This is a genomic window from Bacteroidota bacterium (assembly GCA_016711505.1).
Classification (GTDB): domain Bacteria; phylum Bacteroidota; class Bacteroidia; order AKYH767-A; family 2013-40CM-41-45; genus JADKIH01.
This window is the reverse complement of the sequence record JADJSV010000008.1, coordinates 35,659-47,320: the sequence shown is the minus strand read 5'-3', so window position 1 is coordinate 47,320 and position 11,662 is coordinate 35,659. Positions and strand designations below refer to the sequence as shown.

The window sequence follows — 11,662 nt, the reverse complement described above, 5'->3', positions numbered from 1 at the left end:
TCAATTCTATCTCGTATGGCTAAAAACTTTATCAGCAATAAAGACGAAACGGTCAGAATGTTCAAGAATGGCTTTCTAGAGAAATTATCCCACATTCACTATTCAGTTCCTCTTTTCATCTTTCTTCCTGTGATCGGATACTTCGGCTATAAGTCGATATTCGTATATCATCTATCTGTTCTGTCAATTTTTGGTTATATAATGCTTGGCCTTTTTATCTGGACCCTGACAGAATATGTTCTGCATCGGTTTGTGTTTCATTGGTTACCTCCGGGAAAAATAGGAGCTAGGTTGCATTTCATTTTCCACGGTGTTCATCATGATTATCCGAGTGACAGCAAAAGACTCGTAATGGTTCCAACAGTTTCAATTCCGTTGTCAGCATTGTTTTTCTATTTGTTTAAATTAGCAATCGGTCCGGTATTAGTTGCGCCTTTCTTTATGGGCTTTCTTGCAGGATATTTATTCTATGACATGGTTCATTATGCCATCCATCATTATAATTTCAAAAGCAAATTCTGGTTGAATTTAAAACATCATCACATGCTCCATCATTATAAAGATATGGATCATGGGTATGGAGTAAGCTCGAAGATCTGGGATTATATTTTCAGATCTGATTTTAAGAAGTCGGCGGATCAGTAAGGGTATTTTGTAATTTGAGTGTACGATAAAAAGAATTTAAGGGGTTTAAGGTGTTGTGAAGCATTTTTGATCCCTTTTTTTTAGTCAAAATAATATAAAAATTGTTTAAGTGTTCAGCAGTAAATTCCGAAGTATGACATCGGATGATACAGGGCTGCGAACTATACTTTTTCATTATCACGCATATTTATTCTCATGGAGATAAAATTAAAAATGCCTCATTGAAACTCCGTCTTTTAAGTAAAATTTTAAAAGATTAGTAATTGCGTTCTTAATATTTTTGCTTCGTGTGGCGTAATAAGAGATTTTTTTTAAGTTTTAATGGATTAAAAAATTTATTAAGTCATACAGTTGGACTTTATTACCAAAAAGATCCCTAAAGGGATGACGTATGCCCTATCTAATGGTGCGAGAGCGGAAGTCGTGAAAGAAATTTTGCCAAAGGCAAAATTTCTTTCACGACTTCCGCTCTCGCAAAACCGAAAACATGCTGGTGTCATCCCTTTAGGGATCTTTTTGGTTATTAAGGGATCATTTTTCAAATTGATTTATATTCAATAGCACTTTCTTACGTATTGACTCCTTACATATTAAATTAATACCGTATAATGGATAAAAATATTAGGTACATATTACTTTAAATGATTCACAGATTATTTTAATTTTACTACCTGTTGAATTCAGGTCTATTAAAAATACTCTTAGTTTTATATCATCAAAAAGTCCATTCCAACTGCTATAGAAATTCTTAAGATCCTCATCTGAATTTTCAAGCTCCATCGCATCTAATATCGTTTCATTTGCAACGATACCAAAATTCAAATCCATTTTTAAATATCTTAGATCTTCAAATATTAATTTTGACCTTTTATCTTCATGGTAAAATTCAACTTCTAATTCAAGAGTATCATTATATCCCGGGTTACTTCTGTCTAGTGCAATATTGTGTACAATTGAATCGTGCCAATGGTAATCTTCAAACTTTTTCATATTGAAAATACGATAATTGATCTTAATTAAATTTGTAGAATAAAAACGGGAATTAATATTTAATGATCTTTTGGCTGAACCATGAATTATTGTTAAGAATTCTAACTATGTAAATTCCAGGTGCAAGATCTTTTGTTGAAATTTGAAATGGGCGATCAGAAAGTTTAAAAATATTTTCTTTTTCAAAAACGGTTTTTCCACTTATATCTGTGATGCTTATTTCGATTCTGTCATTCTTATTAATTTCAGAAAATATAGATATTTCTGAATCAAATGGGTTTGGATAAATGTGAAATAATTGTGAGTTAAAATAATTTGCAATCGCTGTATTCACATTCTCCACACAAGGTGCCAGATATGCTCCACTGTTAAACCTATCCTTCGCAGGGATACTACCTGAACCAATCGGACTTGGATCACCGATTGTCGGGAAGATAGAACTTGTCCAGAAATCAGGTATGCTGTCGAGATAATATGATGTGTCAGGAAGTGGGATGGTTCCTGATGGCGTGATCGTTCCTCTGATGTTATTTGCAAATTCAAAATGACCGGAACCGGCAAGAGAATAATTGCCAAGGAATGGTCCAATATTGGAAACTTCATTGCCAACAAAATTAATCGAATCACTTTGTACTGTTCCTGACGTCATCAATAAGCCATACAACTCTGCACGGTTTCTGAAAAAAGTATTCAATGGTCCGGATGGTCCCCATGTCTGATCGATCTGAATGTTCTGTACTATATTTCCTTCAAACAAATTTGCATAACTGAAATGACCATGCATTGAAATATCTGCTCCGAAATCTGCAGGAAACTCTGAACGATTCGGTTCTGTGGAATAATTATATGCAACTACATTTCCATTCGCGCCACATTGTAATGAGAACGAATGGCGAAGATGGCGCATTATGTTATTTTCAATTCTGCATTGTCCTGTGTGACCAAACAAAGTGATCCCGTAGCCATGTGTAGATGTTCCGTCATAGGCAAAATTGTCGTGAATATAGCTGCGGGAAACAGTGATGTTTGTAGAAGCATCTATTTCAATATGACTTCCGATACTTGTACCAATTTCAACACCGGTTATCCAGCATTGAGCTGCATAGGAAAGATTGACATTGAAACAAACTCCTACAGCAACATCATCAAGCCGTTCTATTTTCAGACATTCTAATCCAACCTGAATTTTTGGAATGATCTTTCTGATTCGTGGATTGAGTGAATAATCATAATTGATTCGCAATACTTCATCAAATGTAAGAGTGTTCGAACTGATTGCTGAAATTCGAACGATCTGTCCTATGGAATTATCTGCCCAACTGACCGGCTGTGTATCCCATGTTCCATTTGTCTGCATGATCTCTGCATAATCACCAACAGAGAATAAAGTTGCATCATCAACAACTATTGAATTGCTGAATCGTTCTGCACCTGATGTAACATTTGTAAAAGTCGGACCGGTAGTGCCGGAAATATTAATTCCATTTCCAATTGCTCCGCTAAAATCAAAAAGAAGATTTGTTGAATCTGAAGTGGCGCCACGCAGGATCGTACTGTCGGGAAGATTTATTGAAGAATTAAATAAATAGTTTCCACCGGGAAAATAAATGACAACAGGTTTTGGAGCATTCGCAATTGCATTTTGAAGTGCAACTGAATTGTCAGTCAACCCATCAGCGACTCCACCTACAGTTAAAAAATCAATTACTGTTGCATTTCGTAAATAGTTTCCCTGATAACCGCTATTGGTCAGTTAAATGTTCTGTTTAATGGGATTGTTTGTGCAAAACAACTTGCTGTGATGAAAAGTAAAAATGCAGTAAACGTTAATTTCATATCCGGTCAGATTTACGATAAATGTAAAAAAATCCGTCTAATGAAAATGCAAAAAGTAAATTATTTTGGCGAAAAAACTTTTCTCAGCTTGAAGGTTGATCCGGATTCAGGTTGACCGAAATTGTGATCACATTTGATTTATCTGAATTCTTATCAGATGATGGAGTAGTAGTATAGTTGATTTTCAGAGGTTGAGTCTCTTTCGGATCAACAGGTTTAGAAGCAGTGTTCAGTTTGAATTGAATGTTCAGGTTTCTATGAAAAACTACGCGGACGCCCTGGTATTTTCGTTTTGAAAATTTCAACAAAGAAATGAGTCTGATAGCTTCTTCATTGCAACCATAACCAATGCCATGTTTTATCTTTGCTCCGGAAACCACTCCGAATACATCAATGTCAAAGTCGACAGATACTGTTCCCTGGATTTGATTTTTCAAAGCCTCTTCAGGATATTTCAAATTCGATGCAATGAATTCATTCAATGCTTTTGCCCCACCAGGATAAGTAGGTTGAGTGATAAATGAATTTGGTTTTTTGCTTTGGTTTTTCAAGTCTATAATATGCCTTAGAACGTTATGATAAATCTACTGTTTTAACATTTTTAAATGATATCCATTACCGGTTTGAGTTTCAGTAATACTTAATATATAAACTCCATTTTCTATATGATCTGAATCTAAAACGGTATTCTTTATATGCGACTTTTCTTTTAAAATACACCTGCCTTGCATGTCGAACAAATTTATTTCTACAGAAACATTTCCTTTTGTCTCTATATTAATATTGTTATTAAAAGGATTTGGAAACACAGATGTTTCTGCAATTTGTGGTTTATTTATACTTGAAGTAGGTGAAACATTCAGCATTAACCAAAAGGCTGAAACACCACTATAAGGACAAGCGTTATCATTTGCATAAAATATATAATTAGTCGGATTGACTACAGTGTCTGATAAACTGGGTGTCCAGCAAATAACTGCAGTATCTCTCCTGCCTCCTGTATGATTTACTGTCATTCCTATAGGTAAGATAGCGGCATCAATAATGATTGTGGTGTCTGAATAATTTAAATCACTTGAATATAGAGAAAAGCATGCTTCTATTCCAGGTGTTAAAGTTGTATCAAGAGTAAATTGTCCATTTATATCAAGTAAATTGGGTATCATATTGGGAAAGTTCTTTATTTCAAATAACATATCAACCTGAACTTGTCCGATTAAAATATGATTTCTATATTCATTTATTCTGTATGCATAAATTCCAATATCTAAAACTGTTGGTCGTAATAAAAAATTACCTGTCTGAGTATCAAAACCATAAATGAGGGAGTTGCATGGCTGATCAAAAGTATAGTTGTTTAGAAAGGACACAACATCTGTTGAATTGGACCCAGTTCTTGGGCTAACTAATTCAAAACTTAGAGAGTCTCCATCCGAATCAAAAGCATGAGCTTCTAATGTATTTAGTTGATTAATTGTCAAATTGAATATTGGATCGTTAGCAAAATCAGCTGAATTATTAGCAGCGAAATTTGTATTATGTAATATACTATAAACATACATAGAAGTAGCGCCAGGATCCAATATTGTAGAGATTGCCTGAGGTCTGGAATTTTCTGAATGAGAAAAAGTCCAAGAGCATTGACCCGGTAATAAAATCGTATCTTTATAAGTATATTTTTCGACTCCATAATTGAATCCGCCATTGCAAATTGTAGAACTTGTACATAGCATTGGAACCTGAAAGCCTGAATCAATTTTATTCAAATAGATATTGCTAATTGGAAATCCGCAACTGTTAGAAATATTAATTTCCAGAGAATCAGGTTCCTGAATACCACCGCAGTCCCTGAACATTGTATATTTTAATTCATATGTATTGGGAGATAAATATTTATAGATTATATATCCTCCAGCGGAATGAGATGCGTAAGTATAATTACTAGAAATGAAACATATGGAAACTAAAATGAGAATTTTTTATATAAAAATATTTCATGTATTTTGAGTTTATTTCATTATACAATTGAAGGTAAAAAACTTAAATTAAAATATACTTAACAAAAACCTAAAAATGCACTACAGAAATTTAGACATGTTTGAATAAATTTTATGTAGTGCAATTTTTGAAATATAAATTATTTTACTTTACCGGCATAAGACCAGTCACGTGTATCAATTTTAATGATCTCACCCTGATTTACAAAAAGCGGCACATTTACAATTGCTCCTGTTTCAACAGTTGCTTGTTTTAATGTGTTAGTAGCAGTATCACCTTTTACACCGGGTTCAGTGTAAGTGATCTCAAGTTCAACGAATGTCGGACCTTCACCTACTATAGGAGTTTCATTTTCAAATGCGACTTTCACAAGCATACCTTCTTTCAAAAGTTTTGCTGTTTCGCCAAACATTTCAGCAGGAACATATACTTGCTCGAATGTTTCATTGTCCATCACTACCAGACTGTCACCTTCAAGATAAATAAATTGAAGTTCTTTAAATTCGACACGAGCGATATCAACTTCTTCACCTGCACGAAACCTGTTTTCGACAACTTTACCGTTTTTCAGATTTTTCATCTTTGCCTGGTAAAATGCACGTAAGTTTCCCGGTGTTCTGTGGATATATTCTGTTACAAGACACAATTCACCATTATAGCGAAGGATCGTTCCAACTTTAACATCTCCTGTATTTGCCATTTCTTATAATATTTTATTGATTTTCAAGTTTAATTTCGGAACGCAAACATAAGAAATCAAATAGAATCAATTTCTATATTTACGCCTATGATAATTCGAATTATTACTGTTTTCATTGCATTTCTTACTTGGACAACTGCCGTAAATGCTGATTCTGACTCAGTTACAGTGTCCTTGAAAGGAAAAGCCTATGATACCCAAAATCCGGACTTACGTCTGGAAGACCTCATGATCATTAATCTCAGGACCTCTCAAGGTACATTCGGGAAGGTGGATGGAACATTTGAGGTGAATCTGCTAAAATCTGATACTTTATTAATTGCCAGCACAGGTTACGAATATCAGAAGATCACTTTAACGGATTCAGCATATCATCAGAATTACTTTATGAATATTCCAATGGTAAAGTTGAATCGGCAGTTAAAGGAAGTCGTAATTTTTTCACCACGGGATCTGCAGGCAATATACACTGATATAGAGAAACTCGGTTACAATAAAAAGGACTTTGAACTAAGTGGAGTTGATGCATTCAGCAGTCCGATTACTTTTCTCTATCAACAGTTCAGTCCGCTTGAAAGAGCGAAGCGACACAATGCTCAACTTAGAAATGAAGATAAACGCCGTGCATTGTTAAAACAACTTCGGTAAATTATGTAGCGCACGACATTATCAATTTGAATGATGATGAATTCGAAGATTTTATTTCTTTCTCAAATGTATCCGAAAGTTATCTCAAACGAGCTTCACAATATGATTTCTGTATTTATATAAAGCAGAAGTTTGATGTGTACAGGATGATGAAGGCAAATCGACGGTAGTTAGTTCAAGGTTCAAAGTTCAAAGTTGTCTTCGTAGCAACCTACGAAGACAACTTTGAACTTTGAACTAACGTTATTCCTTTTCCCACTTCGAAACCACTGCCGTAGCAACAGCATTCCCCATTACATTCGTAGCTGATCTACCCATGTCGAGCAGCCAGTCGATAGCGAGTAACAATGCAAGCCCTTCTTGTGGAATCGAAAAAGTCTGGAGCATTCCGGCGATCACTACGAGTGAAGCTCGTGGTACTCCTGCCATTCCTTTGCTGGTAACAAGAAGAATTAACATCATGGTCACTTGTTGAGACATTGATAATTCGATGCCGTATGCCTGGGCAATTGACATTGTTGCAAAAGTCATATACATTATCGATCCATCGAGGTTAAATGAATAACCGAGTGGCAATACAAAACTTACAATTCGCGGCGGACAACCAAATCGTTCGAGACCTAAAATTGTTTTGGGCATTGCTGCTTCACTGCTTGCTGTAGAAAATGCAAGCAGCATTGGTTCTTTTATGTGATTGAATAATTTTTTGAAATCGATTTTAAGAATATAACAAAGCACCATCAGAATTCCGAATATGAAAAAAAGCAATCCGCCAAAGAAACAAAGAATGACTTGAACATATCCGGAAAGAATTCCTAATCCTTTTGTTGCAATGATAGCTGTCATGCTCCCGAATACTGCAAGAGGTGCAAGCTTCATCACATAACCTGTTACTTTTAACATGGCATGTGAGAGTGCATCAAAGAAATCTACAATGATCTTACCTTTTTCATTCAAGGATGCTACCGCTACTCCGAAAAAAAGAACAAATATGATGATCGGCAAGATCTGATTTCTTGCCATTACATCGACGATGCTCTCGGGGAAAATATGTTGGATGAAATCTTTTCCATTAAATTCCTTTGCCTGAACAACAGATGATGAAACTTCTGTCATTTGTAAAGCTTTCCCGGGTTCGAAGATATTTACAATGACAAGTCCAAGAACTAAAGCGATAATAGTTGCAGCTGTGAAATAGATCATGGTTTTCAAACCAATTCTCCCAACCGAATTAAAATCGCCAACTTTTGCAATACCGGTAAGCAGCAATGAAAATACCAATGGTGCAATGATCATTTTTATCAGGCGTAAAAAGATATCACTCAGTAAATGCATGTTCTCTGCAAACGGAGTGATGTTCGCAGGATCAGGCCATGTTTCACGATACCATGCACCAAGAATGATTCCCAGAATGAGACCGATGATGATCTGCGTTGTAAGATTTATTTTCTTCATAAAAATTATTTACCGATAAATGTCTTTGACCGAAATTTCCATCATTCGCTCAGGCACTGCAAGTTCTTTGAATCCATACTTCTTGTAAAGTCCATGTGCATCTAAAGTTCCAAGTAAAAATTTCCGAAGTCCTTGTAACTCCGGATGTGCCATAACTTCGTTCATCAATTGCTTTGAATAACCTTTGCTTTTTTGTTTTTCGACAATAAATACATCGGCAAGATAAGCGAAAGTTGCTTTGTCTGTAATGACCCGACAGAAGCCAATTTGTTCTTTTTCAATGTAAACGCCGAAGCAAATCGAATTCTCAATAGACCGCTTGAGGATTTCCAAAGGAATATTTTTCGCCCAATAGGATTCTTTTAGTACTGAATGTATGGTGTCTAGTTGGAGGAGGGATTTGTCGGTGCTGATGTGAGTGAGTGGCTCATTTCAGAGATCAATTTTTTTTGTAATGTTAGTGAAAAAGGAAGATGTATGTTTAATTATCATCGTTAAAAAATGCTCTTTTTCAGAGCATTTTTTAACGATGATAATCACTCAGCGAAATCCGTCATTCAGGAGGAAACTTTTCGGTTATGAAGCATGGTAGTTTGTTTCGAGATATGATAATGTTTTAAAATCCATGATGCATTAGGAAATCGCAATGATTCACCTTCGTTGATTCATAACCGAAAAGTTTCCTCCTGAATGACTGGTTTTCGTTTGTCTGAATCATCTCAAATAAAATGCTCTGAAAAGAGCATTTTATTTGAGATGATTCAAAGATAAGGAGCTACGGAATTCAAGTATCAGTTTTTTGTTTATGAATTACTGTCTTTTGTTCTATGAGTTCGTTGTTTGAAAAAGTCAAGAATGCATTAGCAAATGATTCACCTTCGTTGATTCATAACCGAAAAGTTTCCTCCTGAATGACTGGTTTTCGTGTGTCTGTATCATCTCAAATAAAATGCTCTGAAAGAGCATTTTATTTGAGATGATTCAAAAAGGAGCTACGGAATTCAAGTATCAGTTTTTTGTTTATGAATTACTGTCTTTTGTTCTATGAGTTCGTTGTTTGAAAAAGTCAAGAATGCATTAGCAAATGATTCACCTTCGTTGATTCATAACCGAAAAGTTTCCTCCTGAATGACTGGTTTTCGTTTGTCTGTATCATCTCAAATAAAATGCTCTGAAAAAGAGCATTTTATTTGAGATGATTCAAAGATAAGGAGCTACGGAATTCAAGTATCAGTTTTTTGTTTATGAATTACTGTCTTTTGTTCTATGAGTTCGTTGTTTGAAAAAGTCAAGAATGCATTAGCAAATGATTCTCCTTCGTTGCTTCATAACCGAAAAGTTTCCTCCTGAATGACTGGTTTTCGTTTGTCTGAATCATCTCAAATAAAATGCTCTGAAAAAGAGCATTTTATTTGAGATGATTCAAAGATAAGGAGCTACGGAATTCAAGTATCAGTTTTTTGTTTATGAATTACTGTCTTTTGTTCTATGTGTTCGTTGTTTGAAAAAGTCAAGTATGCATTAGCAAATGATTCACCTTCGTTGCTTCATAACCGAAAAGTTTCCTCCTGAATGACTGGTTTTGTGTGTTAGAATCATCTCAAATAAAATGCTCTGAAAAAGAGCATTTTATTTGAGATGAAAAAATAATCACCTTAAAAGTTCCGTATTATACTGGATGCATAAGTGGGTTTTAAATTTCAAATTTGTAAAATGTATTTCACTTATATTACTACAAATCCAGGCAAGAATGTTCTTTATGTTGGGATGACCAATACTTTAAAAAGACGAATTAGAGAACATGAAGCTAATAGGGGAAAAAAGGAAACTTTCGCAGGGAGATACTATTGTTACAAGTTGGTTTATTTTGAAACATATGCTACCCCTATGGAAGCCATTGTTCGAGAAAAGGAAATAAAAGATATGAGCAGGGAAGAAAAGTTCAGGCTTATAAAATCCCGGAATCCTGGAATGAATTTCTTTGATCCTTAGTTAAAGTCCATTCATTTCAATTATTTTCCCCATCTTTCCCCCATGAAATGGCCGGCAGAATTTTTAACTCGAATGCAATCGTATTTTGGCAATGACTATGATACTTTTTTAGAAGGACTTTCAAAACCTGCACCTGTCAGCATCCGGATGAATGAAAGAAAAGCCATTCGTCAATTTGAAAATTGCAAGTCAATTCCATGGTCACGTTCCGGTTTTTATCTTGAAGAACGGCCATCTTTTACTCTTGATCCATTATTTCATGCAGGTTGTTACTATGTTCAGGAAGCAGGATCGCAATTTCTGGAACAACTTTTTTTGCATGCCATAAAAGAAAAGGAAGAGCCAATTGTTTTAGACCTTTGTGCGGCGCCCGGAGGAAAATCTACACACTTGTTATCTTTGATGAATGGTTCGGGTTTGCTTGTCAGTAACGAAGTTATCTCATCAAGAAATAAAGTTTTACAACAGAACATCGCCAAGTGGGGATTTGCAAATTCAATTGTTACGCAGAATGATTCATCTGATTTTGGTAAAGCAGGGGAGTTGTTTGATGTCATCGTTGTGGATGCGCCTTGTAGTGGCGAAGGACTTTTTCGAAGAGACCCGAATGCTGCGAATGAATGGAGTGAAACTGCAGTTACAGCATGTTCTGTCAGGCAGCACGAAATTCTGGATAACATTCATCTGGCTTTAAAACCAGGAGGATATCTTATTTATAGTACTTGTACATTTGAAACTTCAGAGAATGAAAGACAGGTTGAAAGACTTATTACTGAGTATGAATATGAAATTTGCAATCATATTAATGCTGATCATGGAATAAAAAAATCAGAAGCTGGTTATCATTTTTATCCACACACAACAAAAAGCGAAGGGTTTTTTATTTCAATGCTTAAAAAACCAAGTGCAGGTCACCATATTCGAATTAAGGAAGACAAGCCTAAAAATTCTGATCGTCAATCGACTGCTGTTTTAGCTGAATATTTTCAGAATGCAGATGAACTTGTTTCTATCGTAAAAGACGATAGACTTTATACATTTCCGAAAAAGCACTATTCTCTTTTGCGTATCTCATGAAAAAACTCTTCATCCGACAGACAGGAATATTTTGCAGGCAATCAAAAGAGAAAAATTTTATTCCTTCAGAAGAACTTGCGCTTGCAATTGATTTGAAAAAGGAAATTGCATCAGTTGAAGTTGATCTAGAAACAGCACTGAACTATTTGCGATGCGAAAATATTTCTTTGCCAGGAGTCGCCACCGGCTGGACTCTTATTAAATATCAAACTTTTTCGTTAGGCTGGGTAAAGGTGCTGGATAGAAGAGTAAATAATTATTTTCCGAAGGAGTGGAGGATTCTGAATAAGTAGATTGGTTTATTTTGGCAGCTAGTTTAGT

At 35.2% G+C, this 11,662-nt stretch carries 12 protein-coding genes; 5 read left to right on the top strand and 7 right to left on the bottom strand.

Annotated elements, in window-relative coordinates; genetic code table 11:
* The first annotated feature begins 15 nt into the window (after positions 1-15).
* Positions 16-645 (top strand): sterol desaturase family protein, encoded by a 630-nt coding sequence (locus tag IPL24_10400; GenBank protein MBK8364068.1) that lies wholly within the window; start codon positions 16-18, stop codon positions 643-645.
* A 621-nt stretch (positions 646-1,266) separates the two neighbouring features.
* Here the strand turns inward: IPL24_10400 and IPL24_10395 are convergent.
* The 5 genes from IPL24_10395 to efp all read right to left on the bottom strand — a co-directional run bounded on the left by IPL24_10395 (position 1,267) and on the right by efp (position 6,169).
* Positions 1,267-1,635: a hypothetical protein gene (locus IPL24_10395; GenBank protein ID MBK8364067.1), complete on the bottom strand. Its 369-nt coding sequence runs from the start codon at positions 1,633-1,635 to the stop codon at positions 1,267-1,269.
* A gap of 52 nt (positions 1,636-1,687) precedes the next feature.
* Entirely contained in the window at positions 1,688-3,304 is a 1,617-nt protein-coding gene (locus IPL24_10390) for a T9SS type A sorting domain-containing protein (GenBank protein ID MBK8364066.1), read from the bottom strand.
* Between the two features lie 250 nt (positions 3,305-3,554).
* Entirely contained in the window at positions 3,555-4,022 is a 468-nt protein-coding gene (locus IPL24_10385) for an energy transducer TonB (GenBank protein ID MBK8364065.1), read from the bottom strand.
* A 33-nt stretch (positions 4,023-4,055) separates the two neighbouring features.
* Positions 4,056-5,327 carry a T9SS type A sorting domain-containing protein gene (locus tag IPL24_10380; GenBank protein MBK8364064.1) on the bottom strand — a complete coding sequence of 424 codons (1,272 nt, stop codon included), beginning with the start codon at positions 5,325-5,327 and terminating at the stop codon, positions 4,056-4,058.
* A gap of 281 nt (positions 5,328-5,608) precedes the next feature.
* Entirely contained in the window at positions 5,609-6,169 is a 561-nt protein-coding gene (gene efp / locus IPL24_10375; GenBank protein MBK8364063.1) for an elongation factor P, read from the bottom strand.
* 87 nt (positions 6,170-6,256) lie between these two features.
* On the opposite strand from efp, the gene IPL24_10370 reads away from it, so the two are divergent.
* Positions 6,257-6,817 (top strand): hypothetical protein, encoded by a 561-nt coding sequence (locus tag IPL24_10370; protein ID MBK8364062.1) that lies wholly within the window; start codon positions 6,257-6,259, stop codon positions 6,815-6,817.
* A 243-nt stretch (positions 6,818-7,060) separates the two neighbouring features.
* Here the strand turns inward: IPL24_10370 and IPL24_10365 are convergent, their stop codons facing one another.
* Both IPL24_10365 and IPL24_10360 read right to left on the bottom strand, forming a co-directional pair.
* Positions 7,061-8,272, bottom strand: coding sequence for a dicarboxylate/amino acid:cation symporter (locus IPL24_10365; GenBank protein ID MBK8364061.1), 1,212 nt, complete (start codon positions 8,270-8,272; stop codon positions 7,061-7,063).
* Between the two features lie 9 nt (positions 8,273-8,281).
* Entirely contained in the window at positions 8,282-8,686 is a 405-nt protein-coding gene (locus IPL24_10360; protein MBK8364060.1) for a GNAT family N-acetyltransferase, read from the bottom strand.
* A 1,299-nt stretch (positions 8,687-9,985) separates the two neighbouring features.
* On the opposite strand from IPL24_10360, the gene IPL24_10355 reads away from it, so the two are divergent.
* The 3 genes from IPL24_10355 to IPL24_10345 are packed head-to-tail and all read left to right on the top strand — an operon-like array spanning position 9,986 to position 11,634.
* Entirely contained in the window at positions 9,986-10,264 is a 279-nt protein-coding gene (locus IPL24_10355) for a GIY-YIG nuclease family protein (GenBank protein MBK8364059.1), read from the top strand.
* A gap of 42 nt (positions 10,265-10,306) precedes the next feature.
* Positions 10,307-11,341, top strand: a complete 1,035-nt coding sequence (locus IPL24_10350) for an RsmB/NOP family class I SAM-dependent RNA methyltransferase (protein MBK8364058.1) — start codon at positions 10,307-10,309, stop codon at positions 11,339-11,341.
* On the top strand, positions 11,338-11,634 hold the full coding sequence (locus IPL24_10345) for a hypothetical protein (GenBank protein ID MBK8364057.1): 297 nt from the start codon (positions 11,338-11,340) through the stop codon (positions 11,632-11,634). Before IPL24_10350 ends, IPL24_10345 begins: the two co-directional genes overlap by 4 nt.
* Positions 11,635-11,662: the final 28 nt, after the last annotated feature.